This window comes from Stagnihabitans lacustris, from assembly GCF_025950525.1.
In the GTDB taxonomy this organism is placed as follows: domain Bacteria; phylum Pseudomonadota; class Alphaproteobacteria; order Rhodobacterales; family Rhodobacteraceae; genus Stagnihabitans.
On the sequence record NZ_JAPDGS010000002.1, the window covers coordinates 459,993 to 477,246 of the forward strand.

Annotated in this window: 23 protein-coding genes; 7 read left to right on the forward strand and 16 right to left on the reverse strand. The window is 65.7% G+C overall.

Annotation, left to right across the window (positions count from 1 at the left end):
- The first annotated feature begins 88 nt into the window (after positions 1-88).
- Positions 89-400, forward strand: a complete 312-nt coding sequence (locus NX862_RS06835; RefSeq protein WP_413694540.1) for a hypothetical protein — start codon at positions 89-91, stop codon at positions 398-400.
- A gap of 33 nt (positions 401-433) precedes the next feature.
- Here NX862_RS06835 and NX862_RS06840 read toward each other — a convergent pair whose 3' ends face one another.
- The 4 genes from NX862_RS06840 to NX862_RS06855 all read right to left on the reverse strand — a co-directional run bounded on the left by NX862_RS06840 (position 434) and on the right by NX862_RS06855 (position 3,043).
- On the reverse strand, positions 434-1,078 hold the full coding sequence (locus NX862_RS06840) for a pyridoxamine 5'-phosphate oxidase family protein (protein ID WP_264493136.1): 645 nt from the start codon (positions 1,076-1,078) through the stop codon (positions 434-436).
- Between the two features lie 83 nt (positions 1,079-1,161).
- Positions 1,162-1,713, reverse strand: coding sequence for a 2OG-Fe(II) oxygenase (locus NX862_RS06845; protein ID WP_264493137.1), 552 nt, complete (start codon positions 1,711-1,713; stop codon positions 1,162-1,164).
- 15 nt (positions 1,714-1,728) lie between these two features.
- Positions 1,729-2,682 carry a copper uptake system-associated protein gene (locus NX862_RS06850; protein ID WP_264493138.1) on the reverse strand — a complete coding sequence of 318 codons (954 nt, stop codon included), beginning with the start codon at positions 2,680-2,682 and terminating at the stop codon, positions 1,729-1,731.
- 34 nt (positions 2,683-2,716) lie between these two features.
- The gene (locus NX862_RS06855; protein WP_264493139.1) at positions 2,717-3,043 is read right to left on the reverse strand and encodes a hypothetical protein; all 327 of its coding nucleotides are present in this window, start codon (positions 3,041-3,043) and stop codon (positions 2,717-2,719) included.
- Positions 3,044-3,262: 219 nt separating this feature from the next.
- Between NX862_RS06855 and NX862_RS06860 the strand changes: the two genes are divergently transcribed.
- The 6 genes from NX862_RS06860 to NX862_RS06885 all read left to right on the forward strand — a co-directional run bounded on the left by NX862_RS06860 (position 3,263) and on the right by NX862_RS06885 (position 7,396).
- Entirely contained in the window at positions 3,263-3,766 is a 504-nt protein-coding gene (locus NX862_RS06860) for a type III secretion system chaperone family protein (protein ID WP_264493140.1), read from the forward strand.
- Positions 3,767-3,839: 73 nt separating this feature from the next.
- Positions 3,840-4,637, forward strand: coding sequence for a pyrroline-5-carboxylate reductase (gene proC / locus NX862_RS06865; protein ID WP_264493141.1), 798 nt, complete (start codon positions 3,840-3,842; stop codon positions 4,635-4,637).
- Complete coding sequence (locus NX862_RS06870) at positions 4,634-4,966, forward strand: tRNA-binding protein (RefSeq protein ID WP_264493142.1); 333 nt, start codon at positions 4,634-4,636, stop codon at positions 4,964-4,966. Before proC ends, NX862_RS06870 begins: the two co-directional genes overlap by 4 nt.
- On the forward strand, positions 4,963-5,904 hold the full coding sequence (locus NX862_RS06875) for a 2-hydroxyacid dehydrogenase (protein ID WP_264493143.1): 942 nt from the start codon (positions 4,963-4,965) through the stop codon (positions 5,902-5,904). The genes NX862_RS06870 and NX862_RS06875 overlap by 4 nt, the downstream gene beginning before the upstream one ends.
- Before the next feature lie 117 nt (positions 5,905-6,021).
- The gene (locus tag NX862_RS06880) at positions 6,022-6,687 is read left to right on the forward strand and encodes a sulfotransferase family 2 domain-containing protein (protein WP_264493144.1); all 666 of its coding nucleotides are present in this window, start codon (positions 6,022-6,024) and stop codon (positions 6,685-6,687) included.
- Positions 6,688-6,787: 100 nt separating this feature from the next.
- Positions 6,788-7,396, forward strand: a complete 609-nt coding sequence (locus NX862_RS06885; RefSeq protein ID WP_264493145.1) for a Hint domain-containing protein — start codon at positions 6,788-6,790, stop codon at positions 7,394-7,396.
- On the opposite strand, the gene NX862_RS06890 is transcribed toward NX862_RS06885, so the two are convergent.
- The 12 genes from NX862_RS06890 to NX862_RS06945 form a co-directional block, all read right to left on the reverse strand.
- A complete protein-coding gene (locus tag NX862_RS06890) occupies positions 7,378-9,555 on the reverse strand; it encodes a 3-hydroxyacyl-CoA dehydrogenase NAD-binding domain-containing protein (protein ID WP_264493146.1) in 2,178 nt (725 codons plus the stop codon). The genes NX862_RS06885 and NX862_RS06890 overlap by 19 nt on opposite strands.
- Entirely contained in the window at positions 9,552-9,980 is a 429-nt protein-coding gene (locus tag NX862_RS06895; RefSeq protein WP_264493147.1) for a hypothetical protein, read from the reverse strand. The genes NX862_RS06890 and NX862_RS06895 overlap by 4 nt, the downstream gene beginning before the upstream one ends.
- Complete coding sequence (locus NX862_RS06900) at positions 9,981-10,901, reverse strand: cupin domain-containing protein (protein WP_264493148.1); 921 nt, start codon at positions 10,899-10,901, stop codon at positions 9,981-9,983.
- Positions 10,898-11,368, reverse strand: coding sequence for a cupin domain-containing protein (locus NX862_RS06905; RefSeq protein WP_264493149.1), 471 nt, complete (start codon positions 11,366-11,368; stop codon positions 10,898-10,900). The genes NX862_RS06900 and NX862_RS06905 overlap by 4 nt, the downstream gene beginning before the upstream one ends.
- The gene (locus tag NX862_RS06910) at positions 11,365-11,808 is read right to left on the reverse strand and encodes a hypothetical protein (protein ID WP_264493150.1); all 444 of its coding nucleotides are present in this window, start codon (positions 11,806-11,808) and stop codon (positions 11,365-11,367) included. The genes NX862_RS06905 and NX862_RS06910 overlap by 4 nt, the downstream gene beginning before the upstream one ends.
- 18 nt (positions 11,809-11,826) lie before the next feature.
- Positions 11,827-12,210, reverse strand: coding sequence for a hypothetical protein (locus NX862_RS06915; protein ID WP_264493151.1), 384 nt, complete (start codon positions 12,208-12,210; stop codon positions 11,827-11,829).
- A gap of 227 nt (positions 12,211-12,437) precedes the next feature.
- Positions 12,438-13,643 (reverse strand): acetyl-CoA C-acetyltransferase, encoded by a 1,206-nt coding sequence (locus tag NX862_RS06920; protein ID WP_264493152.1) that lies wholly within the window; start codon positions 13,641-13,643, stop codon positions 12,438-12,440.
- A gap of 42 nt (positions 13,644-13,685) precedes the next feature.
- Positions 13,686-14,294, reverse strand: coding sequence for a glutathione S-transferase family protein (locus NX862_RS06925; RefSeq protein WP_264493153.1), 609 nt, complete (start codon positions 14,292-14,294; stop codon positions 13,686-13,688).
- Positions 14,291-14,500, reverse strand: a complete 210-nt coding sequence (locus tag NX862_RS06930; RefSeq protein ID WP_264493154.1) for a hypothetical protein — start codon at positions 14,498-14,500, stop codon at positions 14,291-14,293. Before NX862_RS06930 ends, NX862_RS06925 begins: the two co-directional genes overlap by 4 nt.
- 171 nt (positions 14,501-14,671) lie before the next feature.
- Positions 14,672-16,402, reverse strand: a complete 1,731-nt coding sequence (locus NX862_RS06935) for an acyl-CoA dehydrogenase (protein WP_264493155.1) — start codon at positions 16,400-16,402, stop codon at positions 14,672-14,674.
- Positions 16,403-16,405: 3 nt separating this feature from the next.
- Positions 16,406-16,798, reverse strand: a complete 393-nt coding sequence (locus tag NX862_RS06940; protein ID WP_264493469.1) for a MerR family transcriptional regulator — start codon at positions 16,796-16,798, stop codon at positions 16,406-16,408.
- A 78-nt stretch (positions 16,799-16,876) separates the two neighbouring features.
- Complete coding sequence (locus NX862_RS06945; RefSeq protein WP_264493156.1) at positions 16,877-17,254, reverse strand: MerR family DNA-binding protein; 378 nt, start codon at positions 17,252-17,254, stop codon at positions 16,877-16,879.

The following is a 17,254-nucleotide window of genomic DNA, read 5'->3' on the forward strand; positions in this document are numbered from 1 at the left end:
TTGAAAATTCCGTTCCGAATCGGTAAACGGTAGGCAACAAAAACAGCGGGGGGGCGTGTCGTTACCCCGAACAAGCTGAGGCAGAAACATGAGCAGAATGTTTTTCGGGGCCGCGTTGGCGGGCCTGTCCCTGATGATGGTTGGCGCGGTTCAGGCTGGCCCGATTGACAACGCCTGTCTGCGGTCGGACCGCGATGCGGCCAATCGTCAGCTGTGTTCGTGTATTCAGCGCGTGGCCAATCAGACGCTGACCGGTGGCGATCAGCGCCAGGTGGCGGCGTTCTTCAAGAACCCTGACAAGGCGCAAAGCGTGCGCATGTCGCAATCGGACCGCGATGACGCGTTCTGGGACCGGTATCAGGCCTTCAGCGCGGCGGCTGCCGCCTCTTGCCAGGGCTAAGTCCAAAGGCCGCCTTGTGGGGCGGCCTTTTCGTTACAGGCTCCAACTGACTTGCGGTGCGGGCGCGCCCTCGGCGCTGTCAGGTTCGGCCAAGGGTGCGCCGGTTTGCAGCGACAGCGGCACGACGCCCGCCCAGACCGGCCAGGCGCGGTCTTCGTCCGGGTCGGTCGGGCCGCCCTTGGCGATCTTGGCCGAGGCTTCGGACAGGTCCAGCGCCATGACCATCGTGGCCTTGACCTCTTGCGGCTGCATCGGGCGCAACTGATCCCAGCGGCCGGGGAAAAGCCGTTCGACCATGGCCTGAAGATGCGCCTCTTTGCCCTCGGTCACTTCCTGCGCCTGTCCCATCACCATCAGCGAGCGGAACTGCACCGAATGTTCGAAGGCCGAACGCGCCAGGACCAGCCCGTCCAGCGTGGTGACAGACAGGCAGACCGCCTGGTCGCGCATGGCCTTGAGCGCCCGGCTGGCCGAGGAGCCATGCCAGAAGACCCGGTCGCCCTCGCGCCAGGCCAGCGTTGACAGGACCATGGGGGCGCCGTTCATCTGATAGGCGATATGGGCCAGCGGGGCTGCATCCAGCACGGCATGGACGGTGGCGGCGTCATAATCCGCCTTTTCGGAAAAGCGGCGCAGGCGGGTGCGGTCGGTCGGCGCGTTCGGGAGGGGAGCTTTCATCGGGGGGCCTTTCGTGAGCGCCTCAGATTAGCGCGCCCGGGGCCGGGCCGCAAATGCTCTGGTTCCGGTTGCCTGGCCCGGGGCTAGCGGAACGCCGGGCCATGCGTCCAAAGTGTCAGGCTCCACCGCGTGCCCCGGGTCACGGGCGTCACGCGGTGCAGCACAAAGGACGGGAACAGCACCGCCGTCCCCCGCGCCTTTTCCACTTGGCGGATGTTGCTGTCCGGCCGCAGTTCCAGCACGCCGCCGTCATAATCGGTGGGGGTGGACAATTGCACCACGATGGTCAGCTTGCGCCGCGCCGCCGCCGGACCGCTGCCGATATCGGAGTGCCAGTCGAAATGTCCCTCGCGTTCTGCACCATAGCGCGCGACCTGCGGGCTTTCCAGAAAGTCGGTCAGGTCAAAGCCAAAGGCCTCGCGGTTGGCCTGGGCGATGAGGCGGGTCATCCGCTCCATCACCCAGGCCGCTTCGGGGAGGTCGTCCAGCCAGGACAGTTCGGCCCGCCGGATCTGGTGCGCCGTGGTCTGGCGGACAAGGCCCGCATCCTTCATCGGTCCCGCTTTGCACAGCGCGATCAGCCGGTCACATTCATCGGGCGACAGGGCTTCGGGGATCAGGTGAAAGGGGGTCATGCGGGCCTCGTGGGCTTAGGGCGCGGCGTGTTTGTGCGCGGCGTGCGGGTCGGCAGCGGTGCCATGGGCGGCGTGATCCCCATGCGAGGCCGGGTCGGTGATCATCACCACCTGGTCAAAGGTCGAGAACCGCGCCACGGCGTCAGAGCCCAAGCCATCCTCGGCGGCGTTGAACATGGCCGACAGATGCTCGGCCCCCGCCACGCCATGTTGCGCCAGGAAATCGGCGGCCCGCAGTTCAGGCCCGGCGCACAGGATGATGGCCCAACCCTCGGCCCGACGCTCCAGCAGGGCGCGGCCCGCCGTGTCGCCCTGCGCCCAAGAGGCCAGCGCGTGATCCCCCATCACCACGACCGGATCGACGGTCAGGGGCGCTTCGGGCTTGTCGAACTGCGCCTTCATCAGGGTGATGATCGCCCCCTGGTCCTCGGTGCTGATCGCGCCCATGGCCGGAGCGTCTGTGGCCGGAGCGTCTGTGGCCGGAGCCACCGCGGCCGCCTCTTCGCCGCTGGCCGCGTCAAAGTCGGTCGGACCGTCGCCCGGCGCCTCTTCGCGCTTGTTCATCACCGGGATCGTGACCGTCACCGCGCCCGCATGTTCAAAGACCAGCGTGACCGAAATCGTCTCGCCGTCCTTCACCGGATGCTTGGGCTGCATCAGCATGACATGATCACCGCCCGGGGCCAGGTCATGGCTGGCCTCGCCCGGCAGGACGATGCCATCGGGCAGGTCCGTCATCTTCATCACGCCGTTTTCATCGGCCGAATTGGTCATGATCATCACCATGCCGACATCGGGCGACGAGGCCGAGATCAGGCGGTCGTCCGCCTGCGCATGGTTGGTGACTTGGAAATAGGCCGCGCCCGAGGGGCCGACAAAGCGGGCGAAGGGGTCGGTGACATGGACCCCCTCATGCGCAAGGGCGGGAAGGGCGAACAGGGCGCCACACAGGGTAAGCGTAAGTTTCATGATAACCTCGTTTGATCAGGGGGAAGGGGGGCGATCAAACGAGCCCTGGGGGGCCTCGGGCCAGGGCTGCGGGCAGGGGGCGCGACTGCGCCAGCATCGTCGTTTCGGGCCGGGAGCCGCGGGCGCGGGTTTCGGGCCGGGTCACAACCGGCACGTCCAGACCCACCGCCGCCACCGAAGCCGCCAGGCAATGCGCGCAGGCATGGGCGGCCATGGGCTTGCCCGTGGCGTCCAGCAGAACCGACCCGGTGCCGCACAGTGCCTGGCTTGTGGCCCCGGCCATTTCCGACCGGGCCACGGCCTCGGTCAAAGAGGCCATGGCGAGGATCAGCGACATCACAAGGGTCAGGATCACACGCATGGCCCTTTGGGTAAACCTTCGCGCCCCCCCTGTCCATGGCACGAGATGCCACAGCCTGTGGATCGTTTGTCCACAGAAGATTTCATGACAAAACGCTTTACAGACTTCCCCCAGCGGCTCACTATATCTAGTAAGGAATGGGTCGGGCATCGCAGTTTCTTGCCAGACACCCTGCGGCTAGGGGTCTTTCCCCCGGTCAGCACCAGAAAGAGGCCGGGCATGTCGATTGCAGAAGATTTCATGGGGATGGACGATGCACACCCCATCGACGTGGTCGAAAGCCTCGCCGAATACCATGCCTGGGAATTCGACCGTGTCACCGATGACCAGATCGCCATGGCGGTCGAGGGCCAATGGCGCACCTACTCCCTGACGCTGGCCTGGTCGGCGCAGGATGAGACGCTGCGGCTGATCTGCACCTTTGAAATGGAGCCCCCCGAGGGCCGCATCGCGCCGCTTTATGACCTGATGAACCGCTGCAATGACATGGTCTGGACCGGCGCCTTCACCTGGTGGGCGGAACAAAAGCTGATGGTCTGGCGCTATGGCCTGGTGCTGGCGGGCGGTCACTCTGCCTCGGCCGAGCAGGTGGATACGCTGATTTCGGGCGCAATCCTCGCTTGTGAGCGGTTCTATCCGGCCTTCCAGCTGGTGTCCTGGTCCGATCAGATGCCGGTCGATGCGTTGAAGATCGCCATCGCCGAGGCCTATGGCCGCTGCTGACACCCCCTTCTGTCTGCCCCTTGCCCTCTGGCCGTGAAACCTCCTAACCTGCCGCCAAAGAATGGAGACAGGTATGTTGGAAGACGTCGCCCGCAGGGGTTTGGTTTTGCTGGGGTGCGGCAAGATGGGGACCGCGCTTTTGACCGGTTGGCTGGAGGCCGGGGTGCCTGCCGCCTCGGTCTGGGTGATAGAGCCGCATCCGACCGACTGGCTGACATCCTGCGGCGTGCATCTGAATGAAGGCGTGCCGCCCGCGCCCGCCGTGGCGCTTTTGGCGGTCAAGCCGCAGATGATGGGCGCGGCGCTTCCGGCGCTGCAGGCTTTGGGCAATGGCAAGACGCTGTTCGTGTCGATCGCCGCCGGGACCTCGATCGCGACATTCGAGGCGGTTTTGGGCGCAGCCACGCCCATCGTGCGCACCATGCCGAACACCCCCGCCATGGTCGGCCGCGGCATCACCGGGATCTGTGCGAACAAGGCGGGTCAACCGGGGCTGGCCTTGGCGCGTGCGCTGATGCAGGCGGTGGGCGAGGTCGTCGAACTGGACGGCGAACACCAGATCGACGCGGTGACGGCGGTGTCCGGCTCTGGCCCTGCCTATGTTTTTCACCTGATCGAGGCGATGGCCGCGGCGGGCGTGGCCGAGGGGCTCTCGCCCGAGGTCGCGATGAAACTGGCCCGCGCCACGGTCTGCGGCGCCGGGGAACTGGCCCATCGGTCGCCCGACAGCGCGACGCAGTTGCGCATCAACGTGACCTCTCCGGGCGGGACGACGGCGGCGGCGCTGGCGCATCTGATGGAGGACCTGCCCCCCCTGATGGCCCGCGCCGTCCATGCCGCAGCCGAACGCGGGCGGGAGCTGGGCAAATGATCACCTATGCCGATTTCGAAAAGGTCGATATCCGCCTGGGCGTGATCACCCGCGCCGAACCCTACCCAGAGGCCAAAAAGCCCGCCTACAAGCTTTGGGTCGATTTCGGGGGGGATATCGGCGAGAAACGGTCCTCGGCGCAGGTGACGGTGCATTACACGCCCGAGGCGCTGGTGGGGCGGCAGGTGCTGGCCGTGGTGAATTTTCCGCCGCGCCAGATCGGCAAGGTCATGTCAGAGGTGCTTGTGCTTGGCGTGCCCGATGCCGATGGGGCCGTGGTGTTGGTGGGGCCGGGCCATGAGGTGCCGTTGGGCGGGAGGCTGTTTTGAACCTGCTGATCACGCGGTCGATGCCCGAGGCCGTGGTGCGCCGCGCCGGGGCGCATTTCGACGTGACCTGGCGCAATCAGGTGACTCCCATGAGCCCGGACGAGTTGACCGCCGCCCTGTCCGAATATGATGCGATCCTGCCGACGTTGGGCGATATCTTTGCGGCAGGGGTCTTCGCAAAGGCCCCGCGCACCAAGATCCTCGCGAATTTCGGCGTGGGCTATAACCACATCGACGTTGCGGCGGCAAAGGCGGCTGGGGTTGCGGTCACGAACACGCCCGGCGCCGTGACCGATGCGACGGCGGATATCGCGCTGACGCTGATCCTGATGACCGCGCGGCGGGCCGGCGAGGGGGAACGGATGCTGCGCCGGGGCGCATGGACCGGCTGGCATCCGACGCAGATGCTGGGGATGCACCTGACCGGCAAAAGGTTGGGCGTGATCGGCATGGGCCGCATCGGACGGGCCATCGCGCGGCGCTGTCATTTCGGCTTTGGCATGGAGGTGGTGTTCTTCAACCGCTCGCAGGTCGATCCCGGTCTTCCGGCGCGGCAAGGGACCTTCGCCGAGGCCATGGCGGCGGATGTCGTCGTCCTGGCCGTGCCGGGTGGCGCCACGACGCGCCACCTGATCGACGCCGAGGCCTTGGGCCTGATGGCGCCCCATGCCCTGCTGATCAACATCGCGCGCGGCGATGTGGTGGATGAGGCGGCCCTCGTCGCCGCTCTGAAGTCCGGCCAGATCGCGGGCGCGGGGCTGGATGTCTATGAATTCGAACCCAAAGTCTCGCCCGACCTGATGGCGATGGAAAACGTGACCCTTTTGCCGCATCTGGGAACCGCGGCGCTGGAGGTGCGCGAGTCCATGGGGATGATGGCGGTCGACAACCTGATCGCCTCGGCCGAGGGGCGCCCGCTTCTGAACCCGGTCAACTGAGATGCGCGGCGAATGCCTCCGGCGGGAATATTTATGTCAGTATGAAAGCGGCCTTGTCTTTCATACTGACATAAATATTCCCCGCGGAGCGTCCAACCGTGCCAAAGGGGCCGTCCGATGATCATCTCGCGCGGGCGGCGCTATATCTTTGTTCATATCCCCAAGACCGGGGGCACGGCCCTGACCCTGGCGCTGGAAGCGCGGGCCAAGGCTGATGACATCCTGATCGGCGACACGCCCAAGGCCCGCGCGCGCAAGGGGCGCCTGGCGGGAGGCAAGGTGGCGGGGGGCAAAGCAGCGGGGCGGCTGTGGAAACATTCGACGCTGTCCGACATCGCGGGGCTGGTCACGGATGAGGACGTGGCGTCGTTCTTCACCGTGACGCTGGTGCGCAACCCCTGGGACCGGTTGGTCAGCTATTACCACTGGCTGCGGGCGCAGGGTTTCGCCCATCCGGCCGTGGGCCTGGCCAAGGCGCTGAGCTTCGCGGATTTCCTCGCCCATCCCCAGACCCGCACGGCCCTGGCCCTCTGGCCCTATGGCGCCTATATGCGCGACCGCGCCGGCGTCGAACGCGCCAGCCTGTTCATCCGGCTGGAGCATCTGGCCGCGGATATCGCCCCCTTCGAAGCGCATCTGGGCTTTCGGTTGCAGGTCCCCCGCGCCAATGAAAGCAACCGCGAGCGCGACTACCGGCCCTATTACTCTGACGCCTCCGCGGCCCTTCTGGCCGAGCTTTGCGCCGAGGATATCGCCCGCTTTGGCTATGGGTTCGACCCCTAGGCGCTTCGATCTTTAACGAAGGGCCGTTTGTTTGCCGCAATTCCTCCGTGTGGCTGCCCGTCGCCTGGCGCCATTTGTGGGAAACATCGGAGGGCATGACATGGGTCGCCACGATCCCGCCTTGACCATCGCCATATCGGGCCGCGCCGGCCTTGCACGCGGGCTTTATGCCGGCACCGTGCTGCGGACGCCTTTGGGCTGGGCCGCCATTGAAAGCCTGTGTCCGGGGGAACTGGTGCTGTCGCGCGACCGCGGGCTTTGCCCCGTCGTCAGCCTGACCCGCGAAGAGCGCCCGGCGCTGTGGGCTGTGCGCATCCCCGCGGGCGCCCTCGAGAACACCGCCGACCTTCTGTTGCCGCCCGGCCAGCCCGTGTTGGTCCAAACCGATTTCGCCATGCCCTATACCGGAGAGGCCGAGGCGCTGGTTCCGGCCTCGTCGCTTGAGGGGTGGCGCGGCATCCTGCCCGTGGCGCGGGCCACGACCCTGCCGATCTGGCAAGTCCGGCTGGACCGCGCCAGCCTGATCGAATGTGGCCCCGGGGTCGTTGTGGGGCTGGAAGGCTCCGAGGAGGCCAAGGCCGATCTTTTGACCCGGCTGATGGCGGCGCCGCAGCGGCCGGTTCTGCCGCTGGCCGCCGCGCGGCACCTGGTCGCAACCCTGATCGGGGCTGCGACCGGGCTGGGGTTGGCTCAGGCGGCGCGGGGGTGAACGTCGGGGCGGGGATAGAAGGCCGCGCTGGAGGCCGCCATGTCGCGCAGGCTTTGCGGGGCGCTGAATCTTGGTCCCAGTTCGGCAAGTCCGTCGCAGATCGCCACGGCCTGACCCGCGCCGATCCGGTCCAGCCAGGAAAACGGCCCACCTGACCACGGCGCAAAGCCCCATCCCAGGATCGCCCCTACATCGCCCTCGCGGATATCGGTCAGGACACCGGCATCCAGCGCCCGCACCGCCTCTAGTGCCTGGATCATCAAGAGGCGATCTTGCACCGTCGTCAGGTCCGGGGTCTGTGTGACCGGCCAGAGGTCCGAAAGCCCCTCCCATAGGTCCAGACGTTTGCCAGCCTCGTCATAGGCATAGAAGCCCGCCTTGGCCTTGCGCCCCAGCCGCCCCTGTTCGGCCATGGGAAACAGCACCTGATCGACCGCCGTGTCGGGATAGGTGTCGCCCATCGCAGCGCGGGTGGCGGTGGCGATTTTCACCCCCAGGTCGATCGAGGTCTCGTCCACCAGTTGCAGCGGGCCCAAGGGCATCCCCAGCAGCTTGGCCGCGTTCTCGATCAAGGCCGGGGGGACGCCTTCGGCGACCATCCGCAGGCCCTCGTTGATATAGGGGATGATGCAGCGGTTGGCATAGAAAAACCGGGCGTCGTTCACCACGATGGGGGTTTTCCGCAGCGCCCGGACGAAGTCGAGCGCCTTGGCGACGGCGCGGTCTTCGGTCTGTTTGCCGCGGATGATTTCCACCAACGCCATCTTGTCGACCGGCGAAAAGAAGTGGATGCCGATGTAGCTGCCCGGGCGCTGCGAGGCTTTGGCAAGCCCCGAGATCGGCAGGGTTGACGTGTTGGTGGCCAGGATCGCGCCGGTTGCGGCCTCCACCTTGGCGGTGACTTCGGCCTTGACCGATGGGTCTTCGAAGACCGCTTCGACGACCAGGTCACAGGGGGCAAGGGCGGCGTAATCGGTGGTGGCGGTGATGCGGGCCAGGACCTCGGCCTTTTTCTCGGGCGTCACTTTCCGGCGCTGGACACCCTTTTCCAAAAGCGCCTCGGCATGGGCGCGGCCCTTTTCAGCCGCCTCTTGCGTGGCGTCGATCAGCACCACGGAAATCCCGGCATTGGCCGCCACATAGGCGATGCCCGCCCCCATCATGCCCGCGCCGATGACGCCAAGGACCTTGACGCTTTCATCGGGCAGGTCGGGGCGGCGGGCGCCTTTCTCCAGCGCCTCTTTATTGATGAACAGGCTGCGGATCATCGCGGAGGAGGTGGGGTCCATCAGCACGCCGGTAAAGGCCCGGGCCTCGACCCGAAGGGCGGTGTCAAAGGGGACCATCGTGCCCTCATAGGCCGCCTGAAGCAGGGCCTGCGCCGCCGGATAGCAGCCTTGGGTTTTCCCCAGGATCATCGCATTGGCGCCGACAAAGGTCTGGAAGCCCGCAGGGTGATAGGGCGCGCCGCCGGGCAGTTTATAGCCCTTTTGATCCCAGGGTTTCACCAGATCGGCCTCTTTGGCCGTCAGGACCCATTCCTTTGCGCGGGCCAAAAGCTGATCGGCGGGGACGACCTCGTCGATCAGCCCCTCGGCCTTGGCCAGACGCGGAGAGAGCAACTTGCCCTCCATCAGAAAGGGCGCGGCCAGCATCACGCCCATCTTGCGGATCAGTCGCGTCGTGCCGCCCGCACCGGGGAAGATACCCACCAGGATCTCCGGCAGGCCGATTTTCGCTTTCGGATTGTCGGCGGCGATGATGCGGTGACAGGCCAGCGGGATTTCAAAGCCGATCCCCAGCCCCGTGCCCGGCATGGCGCAGACCACGGGCTTGCCGCCCTTCAGCGTCTTGGGGTCCATGCCTGCGCGTTCGATCTTGCGCAGGAAACGGTGGGTTTCCATGATGCCGTCAAACACCGCCTGCGTGCCGCCCGCCTGCATCTGGGCCAGGACGTTCAGGTCCATCCCCCCCGCGAAATCCTTTTTCCCCGAGGTCAGGACCACGCCCTTGACCGCGCCATCCCCCAAGGCCCGGTCGATCAGCCGCTCCAGCTCGGCAAAACCCGCCATCGACATGACATTCATCGACCGCCCGGGCGTGTCCCAGGTGATCACGGCCACGCCATCGGCATCAAGGTCATAGGTGAAATCGGTCATTTTTCCTCCGGGAGTTCTAGACGGATCAGGGGCCAGCGGCTGTTGGCAAGCCCGTTGGTGACAGAAGCGGCTTTCCAGCGGTTGCCCACCAGCCGCAGGGTCATGATAGACCGATAGGGCGCCAGAACGCGCTGGCCCCCCGCGATCAAGTGGCTGATATAGCTTCCAGAAATCAGGTCATGGTCCAAAAGTGCGGCCTGTTCGACCAGCCGGATGTAATCGGTGACGCGCAGCGCCTTCAGCGTGCCGGCAAAGGTGTCAAAGCCGGCCTTCAGCTCGTCTTCGGTGGTGATGACCTTGCTTTCGTCATGGCTGATGACGGCGCAGGGCAGGGCTACGGCCTCACGATAGGCCTCCCAGTCGAGGCGCAGGGTCGCGGTGGAAACCTCGTCCAGATAGCTTTGCAGGATGCCCGCGCTGTCCATTCAGGCCTCTTGCAGATAGCGGCGGGCGGTGCCGTCTTTTTCGGTGATCAACCCGTGGTCGGGGTAGTGGATGCGGTCCTGGTGCAACCGGGTGCCCAGAACCAGATAGCGGGTCGGGCGGTCGGTCCGGTTCTGCAGGCAATGGGCGGGACCCGCGCCCCGGGGCCAGGCAAGCGTATCGCCCGGCTGCAAAGCGGTCTCGTGATCCTCGATCAGGGTGGGGTGGCCGTCCAGGACATGCAGCATCTCGTCCTCGGCCTCGTGCCAGTGGCGAAAGGCGGATCGGCTGCCGGGGGGCAGAATTTCGACAAAGCATCCGAACTGGGTCAGGCCGCCGGGGTCGGACAGAAGGTGGTAATCGTAATCCCCAAGGCCGCCGCCCAGGATCGGATGGGTATAGCCCCGGGCGGGCACAGGCGCGCCGGGGCGGATGACGCGGGACCCCGCGCCGGGCGGATCGCCCCAGGGCGCGGCCAGGTTCAGCAGGTGGGGGGGCAGGGCGCCGCCGCGGATGCGCTCGCCGAACGGGGTCTCGATGTGCCAATCGGTCGCGGTGTTGACCTGGCGCGTGCCGTCGTCATAGGTGCAGATATCACCCCGGGCGCGGGCGCCGATCATGACAAAGCGGCAAGGCGCCGCGCTGCGGTTGGCCAGGGCATGAGCGTTCGGATCGCCGCGGCGAAAGCAGGCGGCCTGACCGGGCAACAGCGCGGTTTCCCCGGCATCGTCCAGAAGCGTGACCTGACCTTCCAGCACAAAGACCATCTCGTCCTCGGCCGTATGCCAGTGGCGCTTGCCGGTGGAGGCCCCGGGGTCAAGGCTTTGCAGATGCAGGCCGAATTGCGTGATCCCGCCCGCATCCGACAGGGGGATGCTGGTCAGCCCCTCCTGAGCCAGAGCCTGAGGCGGGGTGACGATCATTTCGGGCCGCTCCAGTCGCTGCCGTCCTTGTGGGTGAAGCGCGCCTGGCCATCCGCCATATGGACCATCATGTCGACATCGGAATAGGTGGCTGTCTCGGAGGGCGCCTTGGTGCCCACGACCAGGAACCGCGCCGGGGCGTCGGTGCGGTTGATGAAATGGTGGCCATCCGGGCGCCCGGCCGGAAAGGCCGCGCAGTCGCCGGGGCGCATCTCGGTTTCGCCCGCATCGGTGATCAGGATGCAGGTCCCCTCTGTCACCATCACGAACTCGTCCTCGTTCAGGTGCCAGTGGCGCAGACTGGACAGGGCGCCGGGGTCCAGCGTCACCAGATTGACGCCGAATTGCGTCAGGCCCCCCGCCTGACCCAGCCGCAAAGAGGACCGCCCGGCCATCATCGCGGCATAGGGTTCGGGATAGATGGACCCGGTCTTGACCGGCACTTGCGCAAGGTCGATCTTCATCATGTCTCCTTGGGGGTGAAACGGCCGTCCGACACCTCGGCCCGGCCCATGGTCCAGTGGATATGCCCTTCCGAACTTTCGATCTCGGCAATCTTCCAGCCCTCGTTGCCCTGCACCAGGCGCATCCGGGTTTCGAAAGGCTCTGCCAGAAGGCGGGCGCGCACCAGGATATGGGTCAGAAGCCGCGCCTCGGCGCCCTGTTCGGTGCGGTGCACGCCCAGCAACTTGCGATAGATATCCGTCACGCCATGGGTGCGGATGATTCCGACATAAAGGTCGAAATCGGCGCGAAGGTCGGCTTCGGTCGTCAGGACATAGGGCTTTTCGCCCCGCGGCGTGAATTGCATCGGCAAGGTCACAAGCGTGCGATACTGCGCGAAATCGCCGCCGATCAGGGCCCGTGTCAAAAGGTCGGACAGTTCGGGGATGGCGCGGTCAGGCATCCGCGCCCCCGTCAAGCCTCAGGCCAGCGCGCGCCGCGGTTCGGTCGAAAGCCAGTCGCTTTGACACTGCGGATAGTCCGACATCTCGGTCTTGATCCCGGCGTCGGTCATGCGACAGTAATGCACGATCTGCCCCGACCCGAGCGATTCCCCATCCTTGCCAAAGTCGCGATGCGCGACCCAGACCCGGAACCGCCCACCGCGCGGCAGTTCGATGGCGACCACCCAGGTCTCGATCCGGGCGATGTCGCGGGCCGTGGCCATCTTGTGCAGGCGCCCGAACGTCGCTTCCATATCGGCGGCTGACCGCACGACCTGTTGCCGCCCGCCGGTATAGATCGGAAAGGGGTAAAGATATTCCTGCGCCAGATCGCCATGCCGCCCGGTCAAAAAGAGCGACATGCGCCATTGGAGAAGGTCTTGCAGACGGGCATACATGGGGCGCGGGTTCCTCGAAACGCTTTGGACCAGAGGTCGCGATACAACCTGAGGGGAATCTCCTTAGGGTTGAAGCGACGCTTTGTCGGTCTAAAGCGACTCGGGTGGCGGCCATGCGTCGCAGGCATGGCTGAGGGGATGCGCCCCAAGCCCCCCGCGAACCGGCATGTCTGCGCCCCAAGTGCTTCATTTCAAAGCCTTTCCAGCACCGTCGCCGCGCCCATCCCGCTGGCCACGCATAGGGTCGCAAGGCCAAGCGTCTTGTCGCTGCGTTCCATCTCGTCCAAGAGTGTGCCAAGGATCATCGCCCCTGTCGCCCCCAAAGGATGCCCCATGGCAATCGACCCGCCATTGACGTTAACAAGCGCCGGATCGACGTCGAAAGCCTGCTGAAAGCGCAGGACGACGGCGGCAAAGGCCTCGTTCACCTCGAAAAGGTCGATGTCGCGGATGGTCAGGCCCGCAGTCTTCAGGATGCGTTCTGTCACCGGCACGGGACCGGTCAGCATGATGGTCGGGTCCGTGCCGACCCGGGCCACGGCGCGGATGCGGGCGCGGGGCTTCAGCCCATGGGCGTCGCCCCATTCCTTTGATCCCACCAGCACCGCCGCCGCCCCATCGACGATCCCGCTGGAGTTCCCGGCGTGGTGGATGTGGTTGATCCGCTCCAGATGCGGGTATTTCATCAAGGCCACCTTGTCGAAGCCCGGCATGACCTCGCCCATCTCCTTGAAGGCCGCCTTCAGCGCACCCAAGGTCGCCATATCGGTCCCGGGGCGCATGTATTCATCATGCTCCAGGATCATCAGCCCATTGCGGTCGCGCACCGGGACCACTGAGCGCGCAAAGCGCCCCTCGCCCCAGGCCTTGGCCGCCCGGCGTTGGCTTTCCACCGCCAGGGCATCGGCCATGTCCCGCGTAAAGCCGTATTCCGTGGCGATGATGTCGGCCGAAATCCCCTGCGGCACGAACCGCGTGCCCATGGCCAGCGAGGGGTCCACCGCAATCGCCGCGCCGTCCGAGCCCATGGCCACCCGGCTCATCATCTCGACCCCGCCGGCGATATAGGCGCCGCCATTGGCCGCAACCCCCTGGGCGGCCAGGTTGACCGCCTCCATGCCGCTGGCGCAGAACCGGTTGATCGACAGGCCCGGGATCGCTTCGTCCAGCCCGCTGGCCAGGACCGCCGAGCGCGCCAGGCAGCCGCCTTGTTCGCCCACCTGCGTGACATTGCCCCAGATGACATCCTCGATCACCGCGCCTGTGATCCCGTTGCGCGCGGCCAAAGCGTCCAGGATCTGCGCCGACAAGGCCACCGACGTGACCTCATGCAAGGCCCCGTCAGGCCGCCCCTTGCCGCGGGGGGATCGGATGGCGTCGAAGATATAGGCGTCCATGTGGGTCTCCTCGGGTATATGCGCAGTTACTTTAAGGCGCGATTACTTGAAGGCGGGGGGCATCAGGTCATAGGGAGGCCGCCAGCCGGGAAGTGCTGCGATCCGGTCCAGCCAGGCCCCGATGGCCGGCCAGTCCGCGCGGTCAAAGCCGTAAGGCTCCGGGTAATACAGATACCCACAGCACGAGATATCCGCGATTGAGGCCGCATCCCCCACCAGCCAGTCGCGGCGCGAAAGCTCGCCCTCCAGCACCTGATAAGCCGCCCTCAAACGCCCCTGCAGGAAGGGGATCACCCCCACGGGTCGCTTCTCCTCGGGCAGGAAGTTCATCAGGAACCGGCAGGACCCGATCTGCGCCGACAGCTTGTGATTGTCCCAGAGCAGCCAGCGCAGCACCTCCGCCCGCGGCCCGCCAAACTGCCCCGTGACCTGCGCCAGGTGATCCAGCATGACGCCGGATTGCGTCAGCACCAGATCGCCATCGACCAGCACCGGCACCTCTCCCATCGGGTTCAGCGCGCGGAATTCAGGCGTCCGGGCGCCCCCGGTAAAGAAGGGCACGAACTCCAGCTCCCACCGGGTGCCGGTCAGTTCCAGCATCAGCGCCACCTTATAGGCATTGCCGCTTTCGCCGAATCCGTAAAGCTTCATCGCCTCTCCTCCAACTCGGCCTGGAACAGCCGCATCCGGTGGACCAGTTTCTCATGGTCCGTGACGCTGTCGAAATGTTCGAACAGGAAGGACAAGGCCTCCCCCTCCTCCAACCCCGCCTCGGCCGCGAAACGGCGCAGACGGCGGTATCCTTCTTCGGTCATCGCAACGGGAAACCGCCGCGTCAGTCGAAATCTCTTGGGCATGAGGGCCCTCCTTTCGCCCTAAGCCTGAACCTCTTCGCCCCAAGCCGCAACGCCTCCCCCTCTCGATTCCGTCCAGCTTTCATACTGATCCAAATATCTCCACGGGGGTGCGGGGGTGTGAAACCCCCGCTCTTCGGGTGGGTGCGGAGGGCCGCGCTCCCCCCCAAGCCCTCAGAAATCCTCCGCCGCCAGAGCCATGACCGAAGCCCCCCCGGCCTCGATCCGCGCCAGATGCAGCGCGCAGGCCGGCAGAGCGCGGGTCATGTAATGCCGCGCCGTCACCAGCTTGGCCGCGCCAAAGCTGCCGCCCATCTCTAAAGCAGCCCGCGCCATCCGCACCCACATCAGGCCCAGGCAGACATGCCCCGCCAGATGCAGGAAATCGGTCGAGCCTGCCAAAGCGTCATTCGGGTTCTTCATCCCCCGCTCGGCAAAGACCATGGCCGCGGCCTGCATCTGCTTGGAGGCCACTTTCAGCGCGCCGGTGAACTCGGCCATCTCGGGCCGGTCGTCATGGGCGCAACATTCGGATTTCAGGATGTCAAAGAAATCCATCACCGGCTTGCCACCCTCTGCGGTCAGCTTGCGGCCCACAAGGTCCAAGGCCTGCACCCCATTGGCGCCCTCATAGATCATCGCGATCCGCGCATCGCGGACATATTGGCTGACCCCATTGTCCTCGATATAGCCATGCCCGCCCCAGACCTGCTGCGCCGTCACCGCGCCCTCGAACCCCTTGTCGGTCAGGAAGCCCTTCATCACCGGGATCAACAGCGACACCACCCCCTCCGCCGCGCGATCCCCCAGCCGATGCGCCCGGTCCAGCATCACGGCGCCCCAATAGGTCAGCGCGCGGGCCCCTTCGACAAAGGCCTTCTGATCCATCAACATCCGCCGCACGTCCGGGTGCACGATCAAGGCCTCGGACGGCCCGGGACCCGAGGTCACACCGCGGCCCTGAATACGCTCCCGCGCATAACCCACCGAGGATTGATAGGCGGCTTCCGCCACCGCATAGCCCTGCAGCGCCACGCCCAACCGCGCTTCGTTCATCATGGTGAACATGGCGCGCATCCCCTTGTGCAGGTCCCCCACCAGCCAGCCCCGTGCGCCGTCGTAATTCATCACGCAGGTGGCATTGCCATGGATGCCCATCTTGTCTTCGACCTTGCCGGGGGCCACGGCATTGCGGCTGCCATCCTCCAGGTATTTCGGCACGACAAAGAGGCTGATCCCGCGCGTCCCCTCACCCCCGCCCGGCGCCTTGGCCAGCACCAGATGGATGATGTTCGACGCCATCTCGTGATCGCCGGCCGAGATGAAGATCTTGGTCCCGGTGATCAGATAGGACCCATCCGGTTGCGGCTCTGCCTTGGTGCGGATCAGACCCAGGTCCGTGCCGCATTGCGGCTCGGTCAGGTTCATCGTGCCGGTCCATTCGCAGGTCGCAAGCTTGGGCAGGTAATAGGCCTTCTGCGCCTCCGTGCCATGCACCCGAAGGGCCGAGTAGGCGCCATGGGTCAGGCCCTGATACATCTGCAAGGCCATGTTCGCCGAAACGAAGGTCTCATTCACCGCCGTATGCAGGATATAGGGCAGGCCCTGACCGCCATGATCCACGTCACAGTCGATCGCCGTCCAGCCCCCCTGACGCAGGGCGTCAAAGGCCTGTTGAAAGCCCGAAGGCACGCGGACCTTGCCATTCTCCAACCGGCACCCCTCACGGTCGCCCACCGCGTTCAGGGGCGCCAGCATATCGGCGCACAGCTTGCCCGCCTCCTCCAGGATCGCCTGCGTAAACCCCGTATCCAGATCGCCATAGCCGGGAATGTCGCTGTCTTGCACCTTCAGCACATGGTGCAGAACGAAGCCGATGTCCGTCAAAGGTGCGCGATAACCCATGTCTTACTCCGCTGCCGCCTTGAAGGCCGCGATCATCGCAGCCCCCTCGGCCAATTCCTGTTTCAACTCTGCGATGGCCAGGTCCAATTCGTCCCGCTGCGCCACCATCTGCCCCAGACGGTCCACCGCCACGGCATAGGTCCGCTCCAGCTGGGCCTGGTTGGAGCCCTCGCGCTCATACATGTCCAGAAGCTGACGGATATCTTCCAACGAAAAGCCAAAGCGTTTGCCGCGCAGGATCAACTGCAGCCGCGCCCGCGCCTTGCGGTCATAAAGCCGGTGCGAGCCCTGGCGGATCGGCCAGATCAGCTCTTTTTGCTCATAAAACCGCAGCGTCCGCGCCGTGACCTGATAGGCCGCGCACATTTCGCCGATCGTCAGGACATCGTCCATCACAGCCTCCATGGGATCAGGATGGCGCGTGCCCCGCGCCATGAAAAGGGAAATTGACGTTGACGTCAAGGTAACGTGGCGTCACGGGAGGTTCGACAGATCCTCGGCCGAGGCGGTGCGCAGGGCGCGCAGATCGGCAATACGGCGGGCCAACTCCGCCTCTTCGGCAGCCAGCGCGGCCAGACGGCGATCCGCCAGCTCCAACCAGGCCTCAAGCTGCGACCTTGTGCCCTTCATGTTGTAGATCAGCAGCCATTGCCGGATTTCCTCCAGCGAAAAGCCGAAATGCCGGCCGCGCAGAATCAGCGTCATCCGCGCACATTCCCGCGCGCCATAGAACCGCGCGCGGCCCTGTTTTTGCGGCGCGATCAGTTCGATATACTCGTAATAGCGCAGGGTGCGCGGCGTCACGTCGAACTTCGCGCACATGTCCTTGAAGGTCAGAAGGGTGTCATCCAT

What these genes read in the sequence shown, in the direction of transcription:
- NX862_RS06910 (WP_264493150.1), bottom strand. Translation starts at nt 11,808, where the DNA reads ATGCCTGACCGCGCCATCCCCGAACTGTCCGACCTTTTGACACGGGCC.
- NX862_RS06905 (WP_264493149.1), bottom strand. Translation starts at nt 11,368, where the DNA reads ATGATGAAGATCGACCTTGCGCAAGTGCCGGTCAAGACCGGGTCCATC.
- NX862_RS06890 (WP_264493146.1), bottom strand. Translation starts at nt 9,555, where the DNA reads ATGACCGATTTCACCTATGACCTTGATGCCGATGGCGTGGCCGTGATC.
- NX862_RS06885 (WP_264493145.1), top strand. Translation starts at nt 6,788, where the DNA reads ATGGGTCGCCACGATCCCGCCTTGACCATCGCCATATCGGGCCGCGCC.
- NX862_RS06845 (WP_264493137.1), bottom strand. Translation starts at nt 1,713, where the DNA reads ATGACCCCCTTTCACCTGATCCCCGAAGCCCTGTCGCCCGATGAATGT.
- NX862_RS06945 (WP_264493156.1), bottom strand. Translation starts at nt 17,254, where the DNA reads ATGGATGACACCCTTCTGACCTTCAAGGACATGTGCGCGAAGTTCGAC.
- NX862_RS06935 (WP_264493155.1), bottom strand. Translation starts at nt 16,402, where the DNA reads ATGGGTTATCGCGCACCTTTGACGGACATCGGCTTCGTTCTGCACCAT.
- NX862_RS06925 (WP_264493153.1), bottom strand. Translation starts at nt 14,294, where the DNA reads ATGAAGCTTTACGGATTCGGCGAAAGCGGCAATGCCTATAAGGTGGCG.
- NX862_RS06850 (WP_264493138.1), bottom strand. Translation starts at nt 2,682, where the DNA reads ATGAAACTTACGCTTACCCTGTGTGGCGCCCTGTTCGCCCTTCCCGCC.
- NX862_RS06895 (WP_264493147.1), bottom strand. Translation starts at nt 9,980, where the DNA reads ATGGACAGCGCGGGCATCCTGCAAAGCTATCTGGACGAGGTTTCCACC.
- NX862_RS06930 (WP_264493154.1), bottom strand. Translation starts at nt 14,500, where the DNA reads ATGCCCAAGAGATTTCGACTGACGCGGCGGTTTCCCGTTGCGATGACC.
- NX862_RS06920 (WP_264493152.1), bottom strand. Translation starts at nt 13,643, where the DNA reads ATGGACGCCTATATCTTCGACGCCATCCGATCCCCCCGCGGCAAGGGG.
- NX862_RS06855 (WP_264493139.1), bottom strand. Translation starts at nt 3,043, where the DNA reads ATGCGTGTGATCCTGACCCTTGTGATGTCGCTGATCCTCGCCATGGCC.
- NX862_RS06840 (WP_264493136.1), bottom strand. Translation starts at nt 1,078, where the DNA reads ATGAAAGCTCCCCTCCCGAACGCGCCGACCGACCGCACCCGCCTGCGC.
- NX862_RS06915 (WP_264493151.1), bottom strand. Translation starts at nt 12,210, where the DNA reads ATGTCGCTCTTTTTGACCGGGCGGCATGGCGATCTGGCGCAGGAATAT.
- NX862_RS06870 (WP_264493142.1), top strand. Translation starts at nt 4,634, where the DNA reads ATGATCACCTATGCCGATTTCGAAAAGGTCGATATCCGCCTGGGCGTG.
- NX862_RS06880 (WP_264493144.1), top strand. Translation starts at nt 6,022, where the DNA reads ATGATCATCTCGCGCGGGCGGCGCTATATCTTTGTTCATATCCCCAAG.
- NX862_RS06860 (WP_264493140.1), top strand. Translation starts at nt 3,263, where the DNA reads ATGTCGATTGCAGAAGATTTCATGGGGATGGACGATGCACACCCCATC.
- NX862_RS06835 (WP_413694540.1), top strand. Translation starts at nt 89, where the DNA reads ATGAGCAGAATGTTTTTCGGGGCCGCGTTGGCGGGCCTGTCCCTGATG.
- NX862_RS06900 (WP_264493148.1), bottom strand. Translation starts at nt 10,901, where the DNA reads ATGATCGTCACCCCGCCTCAGGCTCTGGCTCAGGAGGGGCTGACCAGC.
- proC (WP_264493141.1), top strand. Translation starts at nt 3,840, where the DNA reads ATGTTGGAAGACGTCGCCCGCAGGGGTTTGGTTTTGCTGGGGTGCGGC.